Consider the following 17,764-nt stretch of genomic DNA (forward strand, 5'->3'; position numbering starts at 1 on the left):
AGAGAGAAGTGTCAACCGCAACGGGCGAAGTCCCTGCCAGATTGTCCTGGACGGAAGGCTAGCATGAGTCGGTCAGGCATGCAGCGCATCCACCGCCGACTGCGTCGACGGCGACTAGTGACCCAACGAGAGGAAGCTGACGTTTGTTATGGGGGCCCGACGGAGTTGCAAGGTCCAGCCCATAACTTAGCGGCGGCGGGAACAATCGTGAGATCTAGTCGCGTCGGGGCCGCTCTTGACGCTCGCGGATGGCCAGCAGATGTCCGAAGTGGGAGGAAGCGATAACGCCGATAGAAGGGCCCCCAAGGGCCGGCTCCACGTTCGTGTTTGTTTTCATGGCGCCTCCTTAAATGCCAATGTTTTCAACGGAAAATTCCTAAATGCTTCGAGAATTCCCAAGATATATTTAAAGAAAAACATTGTAATTATTCACTTCGGAGAGTATGTGCATATCAATCAACTTGTAGTAACAACCCTTTTTACTCGATTTCTGCCTTGCTCGGAAGGAATTCCGTAGGCTGATCCGACGAGAATATCTGCCGACTCCCGTCCCGTGTTGATCGAGGGACTTGGATCCAGGCGGCGTTTCCAGACCGACTATCGTTTTCTTCCCTGACTTCACGGTTCTGCACTCGATGCGCGGAGAAATTCGTGTCGCCGGGACGATGGTGTCGGTGGCTTTGCATCACCTTGAGGAGTCCAAATGTTGACCGCCCCGCTCGCCTTGGCGACGACTACACTCCGCGCTTCGCCCGCGTCCGACGCCAACGTCAGGGTCCCAATTCCGGCAGGCTCCCGAGGCGAAGCCGCGTCGACCCCATCGGCAATCGTCTATTGCGAAGGCAATTTCGGCGCCCTCGACGGCAAGACTGCCAACGGGCTCGTCCGTCATTCGGAGAAGTACGAGATCCTCTCGGTCATCGACAGCGAAAAGGCTGGCCTCGATACCGGCGTGGTTCTCGGTGATGGGCCGAACGACATCCCGGTATGCCGCGACCTCGCCGATGCTCTCCGCCACGCCGGTGGCACGCCGGACTATTTCATCTTCGGCATGGCCCCATCGAGCGGGATGCTGTCGCCGCGCGAACGCGGCCTTTTCCTCGAGGCGATTGGCCTGGGGATGAACATCGTCAACGGCCTCCACGAGTTCCTCAACGACGACCCGGAGTTCGCGGCGGCGAGTGCTGCGAATTCCGTCGCCATCCTCGACGTGCGCCGGCCTCGCGCCAAGCGGGACCTGCGGATGTTCAGCGGCCGCATTGCCGAGGTTACCTGTCCGCGCATCGCCGTGCTCGGCACGGACTGTGCCATCGGCAAGCGGACCACCGCGACCATATTGACCGGCGCCCTCAACGACCGCGGTATCAAGGCGGTGATGGTCGGCACCGGGCAAACCGGGCTCATCCAGGGAGCGCGCTACGGCGTTTCGCTCGATGCGATCCCTTCGCAGTTCTGCGCTGGCGAGATGGAAGCCGCCATCCTTGAAGCCTTCGAAAGCGAAAATCCGGATGTGATCATCATCGAGGGGCAGGGTGCCCTGAGCCACCCGGCCTTCTGTACGTCGGCGTTTATCCTGCGCGGCAGTCGTCCCGACGGCGTGGTCCTGCAACATGCGCCCGGACGGGCCAATCGGTGCGATTTCGAACACATGCCCATGCCGACGGCGGCCAGCGAGATCAATCTGATCGAGACTTTCGCCGACACCAAGGTCATCGGTCTCACCATCAATCACGAGAACATGACAGACGTCCAGGTCAGCACCTCGATCCAGCTCTTTGCCGGCGATCTCGGCATCCCTATCACAGATGCATTGACCCGGTCGCCCGACCGCTTGGTGGAAATGGTCTTTGGGGCATTTCCGGCTTTGGAGGCGAAGGTCACAGCCCGCGTTCAATGACCGCGCCGCGGCTGGAGATCGACCTCGAGAAGATTCGCCACAACGCCCATACGTTGGTCCAGCGCCTCAAGGCGCGCGGGATTTCCGTCACTGGCGTATCCAAGGCCAGTCTCGGCTCGCCCGACATCGCTGATGCCTTGCTGCGGGCCGGAGTGAGCGGACTTGGCGACTCCCGCATCGAGAACATCGAAGCCATGCGCCGCGCCGGGATCGCGGCGCCGATGACGCTGATCCGATCTCCGATGCTGAGCCAAACTCGGCGGATCGTGACGTTCGCCGATGTCAGCTTCAACACCGAACGCGATGTCATCGCTGCGCTGTCCCGCGCCGCGCAACAGGCGGGGCGTACACACGGGATCGTCCTCATGGTCGAGCTGGGCGATCTCCGCGAAGGGATCATGCCCGCCGATCTCGAACGGACCGTTTGCGAAACGCTCCGTTTCCCGAACATCGTCCTCAAGGGTATCGGCAGCAATCTTGCCTGTCGCAGCGGCGTCGTGCCGGATGCCAGGAACATGTCCGAGTTGTCGAGACTGGCCGACTCGATCGACGCCGCTACCGGTTCCGTGATGACCGTCGTTTCAGGCGGCAACTCTGCCAATCTCGAATGGGCACTCGGCGGCGGCGCAGATATCGGGCGGATCAACAATCTCCGCCTTGGAGAATCGATTCTCCTGGGTTGCGAACCGCTCCATCGCCGGCCGATCGAAGGTCTGTTCACCGACGCGATCACGCTGATCGCCGAGACGATCGAGTCGAAGACAAAGCCGTCCCGACCCTGGGGCACGATTGCCCAATCGGCATTCGGAGAGCGGGCGCCAACCGCGGACCGCGGCCCGATAGCGCAATCGATCCTCGCGCTCGGCCGTCAGGACACCGACACCGATGGCCTTACCGCGCCTCCCGGGACTGAAATTCTCGGCGCCAGCAGCGATCACCTGATCGTCAGCACAGGGGGCCGACATAAGCCGGTCGGCGGCGAAATCGCGTTCCAGCTCACCTACGGCGCGCTGGTTCGCGCCATGACGTCGCCCTTCGTGGCCAAGGCGTTTTTGAAAGGAGGGTAAGGCGACGACACTTGGCGTCGCGCGAACATCGGGCCTCCTCCTTTCCTGCGCGCCTCCCAGAACGATCGACGGTGGCTGGCCACAAGTCTGCTGCAGGCCATTGATTGGTGCCGTCGTTCCCATCCCCGGCGAACGGCGGGTTTGGGCGGAGAACTGACCTCGGGCCTGCGTCCGCTGTAGGTGCAAAGTGGCTGTCCGTCATACCGACCACGCCATCCACACTGCGTCCATGGTTCCCATTTTGTTCTTTACAAGTCCGCCACCACTTGGGCAACATCGCCCACGGACTCACCCGCGCGACCCGCTTTGTCAGCAACCGGCCCCAACCGTGGGGACAATCCGCCCCAGCCGCTTGTTTCGCGCCGCCAAGAGCCTAAGTTTGACCCGAGCGGTCGTCGCCGCCCCTCCCCGTCGGATTAGCAGAGCATGGCAAAGAAGAGCCCCGCCCCGGGCAAGTTCATTTCGATCCGCGGGGCGCGCGAGCATAACCTCAAGAATGTCGACCTCGACCTGCCGCGCGACAGCCTGATCGTGCTGACCGGCCTGTCGGGCTCCGGCAAGTCGTCGCTCGCCTTCGACACCATCTATGCCGAGGGCCAGCGCCGCTATGTCGAGAGCCTGTCGGCCTATGCCCGCCAGTTCCTCGAGATGATGCAGAAGCCGGATGTCGACCAGATCGACGGGCTGTCGCCGGCGATCTCGATCGAGCAGAAGACCACCAGCCGCAACCCGCGCTCGACCGTCGGCACGGTCACCGAGATCTACGACTACATGCGGCTGCTCTTCGCCCGCGTCGGCATCCCCTATTCTCCGTCGACCGGCCTGCCGATCGAGAGCCAGACGGTCAGCCAGATGGTCGACCGGGTGATGGCGCTGCCGGAGGGGACGCGCCTCTACCTCCTCGCCCCGATCGCCCGCGGCCGCAAGGGCGAGTTCCGCAAGGAGTTGGCCGAGTTCATGAAGCGCGGCTTCCAGCGCGTCCGCATCGACGGCGAATTCCACGAGATCGCCGAGGCCCCGGCGCTCGACAAGAAGTACAAGCACGACATCGAGGTGGTGGTCGACCGCATCGTCGTCCGCCCCGACATCGCCACCCGCCTCGCCGACTCCTTCCAGACCGCGCTGGAACTCGCCGACGGTTTGGCCATCGCCGAGTTCGCCGATGCGCCTCCCCAACCTTCCCCTTCGCGGGACGGAGACGACGCCGGTTCCCCGCTACAGCCGGCGAAAGGCCGGTCGCGGGCGAAGACCAGCGAGCCGGCGGCCGATGCGGATGCCGAGGACGCCCCTCCCCCTGGAAGGGGGAGGATCAAGGAGGGGGTCAACCCACCGACAGGCAAGGACGCCCAACCCGAGCGCCTGATCTTCTCCGAGAAATTTGCCTGCCCGGTGTCCGGCTTCACCATCGCCGAGATCGAGCCGCGGCTGTTTTCGTTCAACAACCCCTATGGCGCCTGCCCGGTCTGCGATGGCCTCGGCTCGGAGCGCACGGTCGACGCCGCCCTGGTCGTCCCGGACGACTCGCTGACGCTGCGCAAGAACGCCATCGCCCCCTGGGGCAAGGCCCAGTCGCCCTATTACCTGCAGACGCTGGAGTCGCTCGCCCGCCACTACAAGTTCTCGCTCGAGGCGCCCTGGTCGAAGCTGCCGGAGGCCGCGCAACAGGCGATCCTCTACGGCACCGGCAAGGAGAAGGTGAAGTTCACCTACGACGACGGCCTCAGGAAATACGACACCACCAAGACCTTCGAGGGCGTCATCCCCAATCTCGAGCGCCGCTGGAAGGAGACCGACTCCGCCTGGATGCGCGAGGAGATCGAGCGCTACCAGTCGTCCGTCCCCTGCGCCGCCTGCCACGGCTACCGCCTCAAGCCCGAGGCGCTGGCGGTCAAGCTCGACAGCCTCCACATCGCAGAGGTCGGCGACTTCGCCATTCGCAAGGCCAATGCCTGGGTCGAGCACCTGCCCGAGACGCTGACCGCCCAGCAGAACGAAATCGCCGGCCGCATCCTGAAGGAAATCCGCGAGCGCCTGCAATTCCTCGTCGATGTCGGCCTTGACTACCTGACGCTGTCCCGCGCCTCCGGAACCCTGTCTGGCGGCGAGAGCCAGCGCATCCGGCTCGCCTCGCAGATCGGTTCCGGCCTCACCGGCGTGCTCTACGTGCTCGACGAGCCGTCGATCGGCCTCCACCAGCGCGACAATGCCCGCCTGCTCGAAACGCTGAAGCACCTGCGCGATCTCGGCAACACCGTCATCGTCGTCGAGCATGACGAGGACGCGATCCGCGACGCCGATTACGTCGTCGACATCGGCCCCGCCGCCGGCATCCATGGCGGCCACGTCATCGCCAGGGGCACCCCGGCCGAGGTCATGGCCAACCCCAAGTCGCTGACCGGCCAGTATCTGTCGGGCACCCGCTTCATCGAGACCCCGACCGACCGCCGCAAGCCGAAGAAGGGCAAGGCGATCCGCGTCACCGGCGCCATCGGCAACAACCTCAAGGACGTCACCGCCGAGATCCCGCTGGGTCTCTTCACCGCCATCACCGGCGTCTCCGGCGGCGGCAAGTCGACGCTGCTGATCGACACGCTCTACAAGGCCGTCGCCCGCCGGCTGAACGGCGCCCGCGACGCCCCTGCCCCGCATGAGCGCATCGAGGGCCTCGAATATCTCGACAAGGTCATCGACATCGACCAGTCGCCGATCGGCCGCACCCCGCGCTCCAACCCGGCGACCTATACCGGCGCCTTCACCCCGATCCGCGAGTGGTTCGCCGGCCTGCCGGAAGCCAAGGCCCGCGGCTACGGCCCCGGCCGCTTCTCCTTCAACGTCAAGGGCGGCCGCTGCGAGAAGTGCACCGGCGACGGCGTCATCAAGATCGAGATGCACTTCCTGCCGGATGTCTACGTCACCTGCGATGTCTGCCAGGGCAAGCGCTACAACCGCGAGACGCTGGAGGTCACCTTCAAGGGCAAGTCGATCGCCGATGTCCTCGACATGACGGTCGAGGAGGCGCGCGGCTTCTTCGCCGCCGTCCCCTCGATCCGCGACCGGATGGAGACGCTCGATCGCGTCGGCCTCTCCTACATCCATGTCGGCCAGCAGGCGACGACGCTGTCGGGCGGCGAGGCGCAGCGCGTCAAGCTGTCGAAGGAGCTGTCGAAGCGCGCCACCGGCCGCACCCTCTACATCCTCGACGAGCCGACCACCGGCCTCCACTTCCACGACGTCGCCAAGCTGCTCGAGGTCCTCCACGAACTGGTCGAACAGGGCAACACGGTCGTCGTCATCGAGCACAACCTTGAGGTCATCAAGACGGCCGACTGGATCATCGACCTCGGCCCCGAGGGCGGCGACGGCGGCGGCGAGATCGTAGCGGCCGGCACGCCGGAGGACATCGTCAAGGCGAAGCGCAGCTACACCGGCGCGTTTCTGAAACCGGTGCTGGCAAGGGCCAAGGCGTCACGAGCGCGGGGTGGACGGGACGAAGGCGCGGAGGCGGCGGAGTAGCGGGTCGAGGGGCAAACCCGTTCCACCGGTCATCCCCGCGAAGGCGGGGATCCAGTCAACTCAGGCGAGCACAGATGGCAGCATCTGGAGCCAGTCCCTTACCCGTCATGGCCGGGCTTCACCACCCGATACTCGGGTCAAGCCCGAAGATGACAACGTTTGGGCCTGGCCCCTCCGCCCCCGATTGCGCACGCCTCCCACGTCCCCCCCAACAGTCATGACCGGGCTTAGCCTGGCCATCCATGCCATGACGACGATGCAAACGCCGCTCGTCGACGGTTTTGGCACCGCAATGACATGATGCCGCGGCATGACGTGGCGAGTGGGCTGGCCGTGCCCCCCTCCACGCCGCTCATCCCCGCGAAAGCGGGACCCAGGCGGCGTCGGGAATGAATGCGCGTCCGGCAGCGCTGGCTCCCAGCCCTGACGACTGGATCCCCGCTTGCGCGGGGACGAGCGGATAAGGGTCCGCGGCGTGTCCCGAAGGGCCTGCGAGACCCACCGCGTCTCCCCTCGCCTGTCATCCCCGGCGAGGGCGAAGCCCGAGGGAAGGGGAACCAGTAAACGATGCAGCCGCCGTCCGCCCCTCGCCGACGCGCCACTGCAGTCACCTCTCTACCGTCATGCAGGGCCTGACCCGGCCTTCCAAGCCAAGACGGTGAGGCAAGCGCCGCCTAGACGACCGAGCCGGCGGAGGATGGCGACCAGTTGCGCCTCACCTGGCTCGAAAGCGGCGGCCCCCCGTCACCAAACCCGCCCAAACCGGCTTCGGCTCCCTCCTCCTCGAAAACGTCATGAGCCGCCTAATGTCCGGCTCGGTAACCCTCGACTACCGCCCGGAGGGCCTGGAGGCGACGATCCTGATTCCGCTGCCGGCTACCGGGACTTAGGCTTGGGATAGCGCGCAACGACGGCGAGACCGAGATCAGCTACAGTTACCCATTTTGCCCCGCTCAAATTTCAGCTGGGTACTCTTCCTGCGCCGCAACGGCATGTTCAAATAGCTGGGTTCGTCGCGCGAGCGTTTCCCGGTATTCTTGCGCCTCGACATCTTTAAAGAACGAGGCATCGGGCGCTAGCACGCGCACTGCCTGCTCGACTTCAGACAAATTTGCTTGGAAAAACTCTTTCCTTAAGTTTTGAGTGTTGATGCGTACGGATTCAAAAACAGAATGAAGGGCACTCTCCAAAGCAGCCGCGTCCTCACTGTATATGATTGCGTGGACGTCAAACCTGAATGGAACGCTTGCGTCTCCAAGCTCTCGGATCCGATCTAATGGATCAAGGCGCCTAGTGAGGCCAATTTTCACAACACCGTCGCCAAACGACCCAATATTGGAGATAATGTAGACCCAACCTATCCGAGTGCGCTCTGCGAGCGCCTTTGCGCGCTCCGCTCTGGCATGTGCTTCCGCGAGATCGCGCTCAAGTATATGTATCTGATTTTCAAACGCGTCTAGACGATCGCCAACGATGCTGGCCACTTCCACCTTCGCTTTTTGCAGTAATGTCGCGTAGTGATTTTCATCCTCCTCGGCCTTCTCCAAATCTCGCTGCAGGCGTTGTTCTTCCCTAGCTTGTCTGGCTGCCTCGGCCCTCTCCTCCTTCTCTGCCTTAATTTTTTCTCTCTGCTCGTGGGTCAAGCGAAGCTCCTTAAGCTTGCACTCCAAATATTCATAGCTAATATTGACTTGAAGAGAAGCATTCATTTTCTCTATTTGTTCATATGCCCTAATAATTCTTTTTTCCATTGAATTGACATTATTCCATCGGGTGTTGGCAATCGCCGCCTCGCATTCATTGTTGAAGGCGCGGAGAGTCAATCGGATGCTTCTATTTGTCATCGTTTGACCTTTAGCCTTACTGCCTTCTACCGACCATTCCGTTGAACAGAACACCGCTTTTTTGTCCGCTGTCATTCGTTTCTGAACTTCACGAACAGATCTTATGGCGACCTTGTATTGTTCGCTGTCCGAGAAATCGAAATGCGGCTCATAAACGCCTAACTCAGCAAAAGCCAAACGCTCGTCAAATATAGCGACCTCGGTGGCAAGCCGATCGTATATCGCTTTTTTCTCGGAGTAGGAGGCCCGAAGACTACGTAATTCCGAAGTCGCGGATGATATGTTGGCCTCAATCGACCTTAGTTCTTCATCCAATTTAATCACAGGAGAGAATCTTTGTCTTATCGACCTAAGGCTGCCTTCTGCTTCGGTGGCTCGACGGTCGGCATCGCGAAAGGCCTCATCGACCCGCTCAGAGGAGCGGGCAGCCGCCTCTTCTGCTGTTCTCGCTCGCCTTCGAGCCTTGAGCCAAAGATGGGTGCTAATACCCCACAACACAGGGAGTAGGCATACGAGCGCGATGAAGATGCCCACGGTCAAGTATTCAGTCGTCACGTGCCCCCCAATCCATCACATTCAGTTGTATTTGAGCCATTGAACACAACCCGTGGGCGGATCGCTAGGGCGGATTCGCGCGGGCTTGTCCCGGCCATCCACGCCATGACGTTGAAACCAAAGCCGCCCGCTGCCGGCCATGGCACCGCAATGACATGGATGCCCGGGCAAGACGTGGTGTGTGGCTGGCCGTGCCCCCCTCCACGCCGCTCATCCTCGCGAAAGCGGGGACCCAGGCGGCGTCGGGAATGAATGCGCGGCCGGCAGCGCTGGCGCCCAGCCCTGAGTGCTGGCCCCCCGCTTTCGCGGGGACGTGCGGGTGAGGATTCGCGGAATGTCCCAAAGGGCCTGCGAGACCCACCGCGTCTCCCCTCGCCTGTCATCCCCGGCGAGGGCGAAGCCCGAGGGAAGGGGAACCAGTAACCGACGCCGGTGCAGAACAAGGCGCGACATCGTTGACTGGATCCCCGCGCTGCGGGGGTGACAGTCTGCGTATCCCGTGTGTCGACTGACAACGCGGCGCAACCCCCGGCTCACCGTGAGCACGCGGAGCTGCCGCTTTGCCCACACCACCAGCTACGAACCAACACGCCTCCCCGCCCCCCTCCACCGTCATCCTCGGGCTTGACCCGAGGATCGGCCGGGGCAGTGTGAGCCGGGGCAGAATGGTGCCCCCCACAGGCAAGCGCCAATCGCCCGCTGTCGCGGGAGCGACACCCGATCCTCGGGTCAAGCCCGAGGATGACGGTCGCGTGTGTGACCAGGGCGTGCCACCGCGCGCACCGCACATCGTGGGCGCGCGGCTCCGCCGCTTTGCCCACTCCACGGCCCGGGGCGATGCGCCAAAACCCGCCATCATCTCCCCGCGCCACTCTACCGGGCACAACAAGAATCCCATCCCCCTCGCCCGAACCGGCAGCATACTGCGTCGCATCCCCGCCCATCCGAGGGGCGTCACCGGTGACGGCCAGAGATGCGGGCGGGGAGCGGCGCCTGCGGCGAGACCACCGGCGGGGAAACCCGAACGGAGAGGACGACGGTCCGAACGCCCCGGGAGGCCTTCGCGAGTATGCCCGCCGGCACTAGGACCGGCCGTGGGACATGACCCACCTTAAGGGCGACCGCCAGCCGGCGACACGGGGCGCAACCCCGCATCGCCGGTGAAGTCCCCGGAGGGGATCCGGGGAGCCATCGCAGGATGGTCGGGCGTCCGGAGCGTGAAAGCGGAGTGCCGAAAGTCGCCGCGGCGGGCGCTGGACGAGCGCCCCACTCCGCCACCGGCCCAGGCCGGCGGCCTGCAGGCGTTCCTTCAGCGCCCGCCACCCCTCGGATGTCCGGGGGACATGAACGGAAAGGATCATGCCCCGGCTCGCCCGCGAGCGCGGCAACGGTCGCCCCTGCCCGCGCCGCGACGGGCGCGACGCGGGTTCTGCTCCGTAACCGATGGTCAGTTCTGCATGACGATGTGCTTGCGCGACATCCAGCCGGTCGAGCGAAGATAGTTCACCTTGCACCAGTTGCCCTCGCACTTGACGACGGTGAACGGCACGTTCGGCCAGGCCAGGCAGATCGGTTCGTAGTTGACGCCGGCGCCGGCCCGGATGTTGACGAACAGGCCGTCGGTCGTGGCGTTGTTGGCAAGCGCCGGCGCGGCAAGGCCGGCAATCATCAGGGCCGCGAGCATCGATGAGCGGATCATGGGTTCCTCCTTGATCAGCCCCCCGCATCGCCGTCCAGCGTCTGTCGCACTACCTCGTGGCCGCCCCCGGGATTGCGGCTCTCGGCGCCGACGCCGTGCCCGAAATCATGCCAAAACGCGGCCGGATTGTCGAGCCGATCGCCACCGGCGCGCTGGTCTCCGACCGCCATTCTTGGCCATCCGCCACCACCCGGTTAAGGTCGGCCTCCCGCCTTCTCGCCGTCAGGACATCCCGATGACCGCATCCCCGCAATCGCCCGCGCCGCTGGTGCTTGGCCATGGCGCCACCGAACTGGAGGTCTTCCTCGAGGCGACCTGCCCCCATTCGAAGCGCGCCTTCGACAAGCTGCAGCCGCTGCTCGATGCCGTCGGACCCGACGCGCTGACCATCCAGATCCGCTTCGTCCCCCAGAGCTGGCACCTTTATTCCGGCGTCGTCACCCGGGCGATCCTTGCCGCAAGCGCCACCGAGGGCGGCGGCGAAGCCGGGCTGAAGGCGCTGGCCGGCGTCTTCCGCAACCGTGCCGATTTCGAGTTCGACGGCCACCATTCCGGCCCCAACATGAACCGCACCCCGGCCGAGATCCTCGCCGCGATTGCCGATCTTGCCGGCGTCGACCTCGCCGAGGCCTGGACCTGGAACACCGTCACCCAGGCGCTGAAGTGGCACATCAAATACGCCCGCCAGAACGGCATCCACGTCTCGCCGACCTTCATGGTCGACCGCATCGTCCAGCCGGACATGGGCAGCCGCCAGACGATCGAGGACTGGCGCGCCGCCATCGGCGTCTAGGCGCCGCCGTCCGCCGCGCCCGCTTCCTCGGCCGCCCGCTTGGCCTTGAACGTCTCGGTCGTGTTCTCCTGCGGAAACGGCGTCTCCGGCACCGGCACGCCGAGGAAGCCGCAGAGCGGTTCCCAGCCCTCGCCCACGGTGTAGACCAGCAGCCGTTCCGGCGGCAGCGCCGCCTTCACCGCCGCGTTGTGCCGCTCGTAGACCGCGATGCAGTGGTCCCGGTCGGCAGTGTCGCCGGCAAAGGCGTCCTGGTTGACCACCCGGTAGACCATGCGGCCCCAGTTGTCGGTCCGCTCCGCCCACGGCTTGTCCGGGTTCGGTTTGAAGATCGTCTCCTGCGTCGAGGCATACCATCGCGCGGCGTCGCGCTCGGTGAGGATCACCTTGGCCTCGGGAAAGTGAGCCGCCAGCTCGCGCCAGTAGACGCAGGCCGGGAAATCCACTGTCGCCCGGTAGTCGTTGAACAGCTCATCCCAGTCCGGCGGACCGTCACCGAAGACCGCCGCCGCCCATTTGTCCTTCAGCGCATCGCCGTCTTCGCGCCAGAAGAACTCCGCCATGTGAAAGCACGGATCGAAGCCGAGCTGCTCGAGCGCCAGCTTCAACGACATGGTTCCCGTCCGGCCAAAGCCGGCGCCAATCACTGAAAGTGCCATGGACGTTCCCCCTTCGATCCCACATCCTATCCGCCGTTCAGCCGCAAGGGCGACCGCGGAAAAAGACCGGCGGGAAATGCTTATCAGAGCGGGAACCTTCCGGCCGGCTTCCCGTTGGTCTGGTGTCGATCAGGAGTTCGCCGGTTGCCGCCCCGAAAGAGAACGCAGGAAGCCGTGCCTGCCGCACTCTATATTGTCGTCGATGTTGTCCTGTTGGGCGTTGGACTCGCGGTCGTGTTTCTGGTGCCGCCGATGAGTGACCTCCCGTTGATGTGGATTCCGATCGCGTTGATGGCCAGCGTGGCGTTGACCGTCCCGGTGGCCTGGACGATCTGGACCCTGACCCGACCGAAGCCCGTCGCGCCGCCCGCCAGGCCGGCGCCTCCGCCGATTCCGACCCGCCTCCCCGGCCGCGATCCGGCCCGCGAGCGCCGCTATCCGCGTCCGATCCGCAACAACTAAATCGCGGGGCTTCCGCGCACCGCATTGTCCTTTGCAGCGCACTCCCCTATATGAGGCGCGTTCCAGATTTTGCTCTGCCTTGCTGCAGCTACCCCTTCGGGGCCTACCTCAAGACAACGCGAACTCGGATACGATTGGCCGGCGAATGGTCGCCGGCAATGAAGTGACGCACTTCGCGTTCTCAACAAGGACTACTGATATGGCTACCGGTACCGTCAAATTCTTCAACACCCAGAAGGGCTTTGGCTTCATCACCCCGACCGACGGATCGAAGGACGTCTTCGTCCACATCTCCGCGGTCGAGCGCGCTGGCATGCAGACCCTCAACGAGGGCCAGAAGGTCAGCTACGACGTGATCAGCGAGCGCGGCAAGGACGCCGCGTCGAACCTTCAGGACGGCTGATTCGCCGCATCTGCTGCGATTCTGCGAGCCCGGCGCTCTGCGCCGGGCTTTTTTACGCCGGAAACCAAGGAGTTGACCCGATGGCTTTCAGGCCGAACTACAATCAGGCGCGCGGCGATCGCGACCGTGCCAAGCAGCAGAAGAAGCAGGAAAAGCTCCGCCGCCGCGAGGAAGATGCGGCCCAGCGCAAGATTGATCGCGGCGAGGCGCCCGACACCCAGGACACCGCCGAGACCCCGACAGGGGATGCTCCCGACCCGGCGGGCCCGGTACCGACCCAGTAGAAAGCATCTGACATGGCCAAGATGAAATCGCGCAGCGAGAGCAGCGTCGTCCTGTTCGACGTCTTTTTCGACGACGGCAGCCGCGCCTCGAACCGCAAGGTCCCGGCAACGACGATCGGCGGGCTCGACGGCGACGATCCGGCGCTCACCTACCTGACTGAACAGGAACAGAAGATCTCCGAGCTCTCCGGCAAGCCGGCCCGCGTCATCGACAAGGTCGTGCGGTCGGGCCGCTAGGGCCCGCCCCGACCCTCGCGTCAGCTCGGCGGGACATAATTGCGCGTCGCCTCCGGGTCGTCGTGCTCGACCTCCAGGGTCGACAATTCCTCCCACACCGCATCCGGCACTGGCGTGTTCGCCCAGGCGGCAATCGCGCTGATATGCTCCGCCTTTCCGACGCCGCAGATTGTCGAGGTGATCCGTGGGTCGCGCATCGAGAATTGCAGCGCTACCGCTCCCGCCGGCACGCCGTGCCGGTCGCAGACCGCCTCGACCGCGCGTATCGGCGCCAGCATCGCCTCGCTCGCTTCCTGGTAGACGTAGCGCGGGTTGGATGCGCTGCCGGTGGCGAAGACGCCGCCGGCGAAAGGCGCCGCGTTCAGCACCGCGATCCCCTTGCCATGCGCGAAGTCGATCATCGCATCAGCGTGGCGATTGACCAGCGTGAAGCGGTTGTGGGTGATCATCGCGTCGAAGGGAAAGCGCTCGAGGATCGGCATCATCACGCTGGTCTTGCCGGCCGCCAGTCCGACCGCGTCGCACAGCCCCTCCTCCTTCATCTTGTAGAGCTCTTCGATCGCGCCGCCCGGCCGCGTCACCTCGTCGAGGTCCGCCGCATATTCCGGATCGTGGAGATGGAGCAGTTGCACCCGGTCGAGCCCCATCGTCTCGAGGCTGGCTTCCAGGGAGCGGCGCATCGCGCTCGCGTCGAAGCTGTTCGTCTCCGGGTCGCGGTCGAGCTTGGCCGACAGCACGAAGCCCTCCGGCAAACCGCCCATCTCACGCACCACCGCGCCGATCCGTTCCTCGGCCCGCCCGGCCCCGTAGTTCCGGGAGGTGTCCATGAAGTTCGACGGCCCGCTGAAGATCGCACGCACCGTGTCCTTGCCCTCGTCGGCGGTGATGCCGTGGCCGTAGACCTCCGGCATGCTGCCGATCGGCCCGGTGCCGAAGCAGACTCGCGACACCTTGATGCCCGTCTGGCCGAGCTCGGTTTCTTCAATGCGATTCACGTCGTTCACGCCCCTGTTTCCCCCGTTTGTGATTGGCGCATCGTGCGCCGGATTCGCCCGCCCTGGCAAGCGTTTAGCATGCTGCAGTGACGCTTTCCTCCGGGGATCGTGAAGCATCGTGACCGCAACCGTCTGCGGCGCGATGTAAACTGGTCACAGGACATCGGCCGCGGGCCGACGGTCATCCATCCGCGCCCGCCGAGGCCATGATGATGTCCGTGCGGCAACAGGAGGCACCGTCTCATGTCCAACGCGCATCACACCCTCGCCACCCCGGTCCCCACGGCCGACTTGCCGGTGGTCCGCAAGATCGGGCCGGCCGACCTGAAATACGCGCTGACCCGCGGCGCCGCCGATTTCTGGGCGATGCCGACCCATATCGTCTTCCTCGGCCTGATCTACCCGGTCATCGGCCTCGTGCTCGCCCGGCTGGTCTTCGGCTATGATGTCCTGCCGCTGCTCTTTCCCCTGGCCGCCGGCTTCGCGCTGGTGGGCCCGTTTGCAGCGCTCGGCCTTTACGAGTTGAGCCGGCGTCGGGAAGCCGGGCTCGATACCGGCTGGAAGCGCGCCTTCGACGTGTTCCGCTCCCCCTCCTTCGGGGCGATCGCCGCCGTCGGCGCCCTGCTCCTGGTCCTGTTCTTCATCTGGATCGGGGTCGCCGATGCCATCTATGTCGCGACCTTCGGCTACGCGTCGGCCGCCTCGATGCCGGACTTCCTCGACCAGGTGCTGAACACACCGGAGGGGATGCGCCTGATCCTCGTCGGCAACGCCGTCGGCTTCCTGTTTGCGGTGCTGGCGCTGATGATCAGCGCGGTGTCCTTCCCGCTGCTGCTCGATCGTCCCGTCGGGCCAATCGTCGCGATCCTCGCCTCGGTGCGCGTCGTGCTCGCCAATCCGCTGACCATGGCGCTATGGGGCGTGATCGTCGCCGGATTGCTGCTCATCGGCTCCGTGCCCCTTTTCCTCGGGCTGGCGGTGATCGTCCCGGTCCTCGGTCACGCGACGTGGCACCTCTACCGGCGCGCCGTCGAACCCGCCGCATGACGGGATCGCCGGCCGGAAGCAGACCCTGCGCCGCCGGATCAGGCTGAACCGCCTGCCGTCAGCCGAGCAGCTTCGCGGTGATGTCGTGCAGTTCTTCGTCGAGGGAGATGTCGGTGAAGGGCTTGCCGGCCTTCTGGTACCAGTAGCGCGCATTGGGCAGGTCGCCCTCGACGCGATGCAGGTGGGCGTGGACCCATGCCGCGTCCGAACTGTCGTCGTCCTGGACGATCTCGTGCGCGACATGCCAGTCGCCTTTCGCCGTGTGCCAGAGGGCGCGCGTCGGCCCCTGCAGATCCGCCGGAGGCGTGTCCGCCGCAGTCGAGGCCTTGAATTCCGAATGGTCCATGTCTGTCTCCCGAAGTCCCGCCCTCAGGCGGCATCCGCCAAACCGGCGGCAACCGCGCCAAGGCTACACCGCCGGCGCTCTACCACCAACGTTCAGGCGCAAAGTGCCCGGCCGCGTCCTCGATCACTTGCCCGGTCCGGAACAGCATCTCCTCGTCGAAGGGCCGACCGATCAGTTGCAGGGCGAGCGGCAGTCCCTTGGCGTCGAGCCCGGCCGGCACCGCGATCCCGGGCAGTCCCGCCATGTTCACGGTGACGGTGAAGATGTCGTTGAGGTACATCTCGATCGGTGAGGCCGTCGTCTTCGACGCGACGCCGAACGCCGCGCTCGGCGTCGCCGGCGTCAGGATCGCGTCGACCCCGGCCTCGAACACCGTCTCGAAATCACGCTTGATCAGCGCCCGCACCTTCTGCGCCCGCAGGTAATAGGCATCGTAGTAGCCGGCGGAGAGCACATAGGTACCGATCATCACCCGCCGCTTGACCTCCTTGCCGAACCCGGCGGCGCGGCTGTTCTCATACATCGCGGCAATGTCGTCGCCGGGCACCCGCAGCCCGTAGCGGACGCCGTCGTAGCGGGCGAGGTTCGAAGAGGCCTCGGCCGGGGCAACGATGTAATACGCCGGCAAAGCGTATTGGGTATGCGGCAGGCAAATGTCGATAATCTCGGCGCCGGCCTCCTTCAGCCATGCCTTGCCCTGCTCCCACAGCGCCTCGACTTCCGGCGGCATGCCGTCGATCCGGTATTCCTTGGGAACCCCGATCCGCAGACCCTTGACGCTGCCGCCGACAGCCTTCTCGTAGTCCGGCACCGGCAGGTCGACCGACGTCGTGTCGCGCTCGTCGACGCTGGCCATCGACCGCAGCATGATCGCCGAGTCGCGAACCGTGCGGGCGAGCGGGCCGGCCTGATCGAGCGACGAGGCGAAGGCGATAATCCCCCAGCGCGAGCAGCGCCCATAGGTCGGCTTGATGCCGACCGTCGCGGTGAAGGCCGCTGGCTGGCGGATCGAGCCGCCGGTGTCGGTGCCGGTCGCGCCGGCGCAGAGGCGCGCGGCGACCGCCGTCGCCGACCCGCCGGACGAGCCGCCCGGCACCATCGGCGCGTTGGAGCCCTCGGCGCGCCACGGGTTGACCACCGGCCCGTAATAGGAGGTCTCGTTGGAGGACCCCATGGCGAACTCGTCCATGTTGAGCTTGCCGAGCATCACCGCCCCGTCCGCCCACAGGTTGGCGGTCACGGTCGATTCATAGACAGGCTTGAAACCGTCGAGGATATGGCTCGCCGCCTGGGCATGGACGCCCTCGGTGCAGAACAGGTCCTTGATGCCGAGCGGCACGCCTTCGAGCGGCCGCGCCTCGCCGCTGGCGATCCGGGCGTCGGACGCGGCCGCCATCTCCAGTGCCTTCTCGGGCGTCTCGACGATATAGGCGTTGAGGTCGCGGGCGGCCTCCATCGCTGCCAGGTAGGAATGGGTCAACTCCGTCGCCGAGAACTGGCCGGTGGCCAGCCCGTCGCGGATTTCGGCGATTGTCAGCCCGGTCAGGTCGCTCATTTCGGTTCCTGCGGCCATCACTCGACGACCTTCGGCACGACGAAGAAATGATCCTCACGGGCCGGCGCATTGGCGACGATCCTCTCGGCCTGATCCTGCTCCGTAACCACGTCCGCCCGTTTCTTCATGTCGACTGCGACCACAGAGGTCATCGGCTCGACGCCGGTGACGTCGACCTCGTTCAATTGCTCGACGAAGCCGAGAATGGTGTTCAGTTCGCCCTTCAGCGCTTCCGCCTCCTCGTCGCTGACCGCGATCCGGGCCAGACGTGCGACGCGCTTGACGATGTCCTTGTCGACCGACATGAGTGATTGTTTCCTGGGGAGGGCCACCGGGCCTATAGCAGAGCCGGATTTGCCGGAGCAAGTGCGCTTGGCCGGCGGGATGCCGGCCGGGCGAATCCGGTCTATG

17 protein-coding genes are annotated in these 17,764 nt (G+C 64.9%); 9 read left to right on the forward strand and 8 right to left on the reverse strand.

All coding sequences use genetic code 11. The annotated features are described in order from the left end of the window. Nucleotides 1–703: 703 nt before the first annotated feature. The 3 genes from BLT60_RS06375 (at nucleotide 704) to uvrA (ending at nucleotide 6,477) form a co-directional block, all read left to right on the forward strand. Entirely contained in the window at nucleotides 704–1,897 is a 1,194-nt protein-coding gene (locus BLT60_RS06375) for an N-acetyltransferase DgcN family protein (protein WP_090875557.1), read from the forward strand. After that, nucleotides 1,894–2,964 (forward strand): alanine/ornithine racemase family PLP-dependent enzyme, encoded by a 1,071-nt coding sequence (locus BLT60_RS06380; RefSeq protein WP_090875558.1) that lies wholly within the window; start codon nucleotides 1,894–1,896, stop codon nucleotides 2,962–2,964. The genes BLT60_RS06375 and BLT60_RS06380 overlap by 4 nt, the downstream gene beginning before the upstream one ends. Nucleotides 2,965–3,390: 426 nt before the next feature. Next, nucleotides 3,391–6,477 carry an excinuclease ABC subunit UvrA gene (uvrA, locus tag BLT60_RS06385; protein WP_090875559.1) on the forward strand — a complete coding sequence of 1,029 codons (3,087 nt, stop codon included), beginning with the start codon at nucleotides 3,391–3,393 and terminating at the stop codon, nucleotides 6,475–6,477. Nucleotides 6,478–7,430: 953 nt separating this feature from the next. Here uvrA and BLT60_RS06390 read toward each other — a convergent pair. From BLT60_RS06390 to BLT60_RS24300, 3 genes are all read right to left on the reverse strand, one after another. Continuing rightward, nucleotides 7,431–8,876 (reverse strand): SNIPE associated domain-containing protein, encoded by a 1,446-nt coding sequence (locus BLT60_RS06390; RefSeq protein WP_090875560.1) that lies wholly within the window; start codon nucleotides 8,874–8,876, stop codon nucleotides 7,431–7,433. A gap of 1,447 nt (nucleotides 8,877–10,323) precedes the next feature. Beyond that, on the reverse strand, nucleotides 10,324–10,575 hold the full coding sequence (locus BLT60_RS06395; RefSeq protein WP_090875561.1) for an SH3 domain-containing protein: 252 nt from the start codon (nucleotides 10,573–10,575) through the stop codon (nucleotides 10,324–10,326). 14 nt (nucleotides 10,576–10,589) lie between these two features. Further along, on the reverse strand, nucleotides 10,590–10,745 hold the full coding sequence (locus BLT60_RS24300; protein ID WP_175478313.1) for a hypothetical protein: 156 nt from the start codon (nucleotides 10,743–10,745) through the stop codon (nucleotides 10,590–10,592). A 65-nt stretch (nucleotides 10,746–10,810) separates the two neighbouring features. Between BLT60_RS24300 and BLT60_RS06400 the strand changes: the two genes are divergently transcribed. Continuing rightward, nucleotides 10,811–11,368 carry a hypothetical protein gene (locus BLT60_RS06400; protein WP_090875562.1) on the forward strand — a complete coding sequence of 186 codons (558 nt, stop codon included), beginning with the start codon at nucleotides 10,811–10,813 and terminating at the stop codon, nucleotides 11,366–11,368. On the opposite strand, the gene BLT60_RS06405 is transcribed toward BLT60_RS06400, so the two are convergent. After that, complete coding sequence (locus BLT60_RS06405; RefSeq protein ID WP_090875563.1) at nucleotides 11,365–12,024, reverse strand: sulfotransferase family protein; 660 nt, start codon at nucleotides 12,022–12,024, stop codon at nucleotides 11,365–11,367. The two genes, BLT60_RS06400 and BLT60_RS06405, sit on opposite strands and share 4 nt — an antisense overlap. Nucleotides 12,025–12,258: 234 nt before the next feature. Here BLT60_RS06405 and BLT60_RS06410 point away from each other — a divergent pair, with 234 nt between their 5' ends. The 4 genes from BLT60_RS06410 to BLT60_RS06425 all read left to right on the forward strand — a co-directional run bounded on the left by BLT60_RS06410 (nucleotide 12,259) and on the right by BLT60_RS06425 (nucleotide 13,410). After that, nucleotides 12,259–12,486, forward strand: coding sequence for a hypothetical protein (locus BLT60_RS06410; RefSeq protein WP_139167767.1), 228 nt, complete (start codon nucleotides 12,259–12,261; stop codon nucleotides 12,484–12,486). Nucleotides 12,487–12,685: 199 nt separating this feature from the next. Then, the gene (locus BLT60_RS06415) at nucleotides 12,686–12,889 is read left to right on the forward strand and encodes a cold-shock protein (protein WP_090875565.1); all 204 of its coding nucleotides are present in this window, start codon (nucleotides 12,686–12,688) and stop codon (nucleotides 12,887–12,889) included. Between the two features lie 80 nt (nucleotides 12,890–12,969). Next, on the forward strand, nucleotides 12,970–13,173 hold the full coding sequence (locus BLT60_RS06420) for a hypothetical protein (RefSeq protein WP_090875566.1): 204 nt from the start codon (nucleotides 12,970–12,972) through the stop codon (nucleotides 13,171–13,173). A 12-nt stretch (nucleotides 13,174–13,185) separates the two neighbouring features. Continuing rightward, complete coding sequence (locus BLT60_RS06425) at nucleotides 13,186–13,410, forward strand: hypothetical protein (protein WP_090875567.1); 225 nt, start codon at nucleotides 13,186–13,188, stop codon at nucleotides 13,408–13,410. 20 nt (nucleotides 13,411–13,430) lie between these two features. Here BLT60_RS06425 and BLT60_RS06430 read toward each other — a convergent pair whose 3' ends face one another. After that, on the reverse strand, nucleotides 13,431–14,414 hold the full coding sequence (locus BLT60_RS06430; RefSeq protein WP_244521161.1) for an aldo/keto reductase: 984 nt from the start codon (nucleotides 14,412–14,414) through the stop codon (nucleotides 13,431–13,433). A 234-nt stretch (nucleotides 14,415–14,648) separates the two neighbouring features. On the opposite strand from BLT60_RS06430, the gene BLT60_RS06435 reads away from it, so the two are divergent. After that, the gene (locus BLT60_RS06435; protein WP_090875569.1) at nucleotides 14,649–15,452 is read left to right on the forward strand and encodes a DUF2189 domain-containing protein; all 804 of its coding nucleotides are present in this window, start codon (nucleotides 14,649–14,651) and stop codon (nucleotides 15,450–15,452) included. A gap of 58 nt (nucleotides 15,453–15,510) precedes the next feature. On the opposite strand, the gene BLT60_RS06440 is transcribed toward BLT60_RS06435, so the two are convergent. The 3 genes from BLT60_RS06440 to gatC all read right to left on the reverse strand — a co-directional run bounded on the left by BLT60_RS06440 (nucleotide 15,511) and on the right by gatC (nucleotide 17,658). Beyond that, nucleotides 15,511–15,798 (reverse strand): hypothetical protein, encoded by a 288-nt coding sequence (locus BLT60_RS06440; protein WP_090875570.1) that lies wholly within the window; start codon nucleotides 15,796–15,798, stop codon nucleotides 15,511–15,513. 79 nt (nucleotides 15,799–15,877) lie between these two features. Beyond that, a complete protein-coding gene (gene gatA, locus BLT60_RS06445) occupies nucleotides 15,878–17,353 on the reverse strand; it encodes an Asp-tRNA(Asn)/Glu-tRNA(Gln) amidotransferase subunit GatA (RefSeq protein ID WP_090875768.1) in 1,476 nt (491 codons plus the stop codon). A 17-nt stretch (nucleotides 17,354–17,370) separates the two neighbouring features. Next, nucleotides 17,371–17,658 (reverse strand): Asp-tRNA(Asn)/Glu-tRNA(Gln) amidotransferase subunit GatC, encoded by a 288-nt coding sequence (gatC, locus tag BLT60_RS06450; RefSeq protein WP_090875571.1) that lies wholly within the window; start codon nucleotides 17,656–17,658, stop codon nucleotides 17,371–17,373. Between the last annotated feature and the right edge of the window lie 106 nt (nucleotides 17,659–17,764).

This window comes from Bauldia litoralis (genome assembly GCF_900104485.1).
GTDB classification, from domain to species: Bacteria; Pseudomonadota; Alphaproteobacteria; order Rhizobiales; family Kaistiaceae; genus Bauldia; species Bauldia litoralis.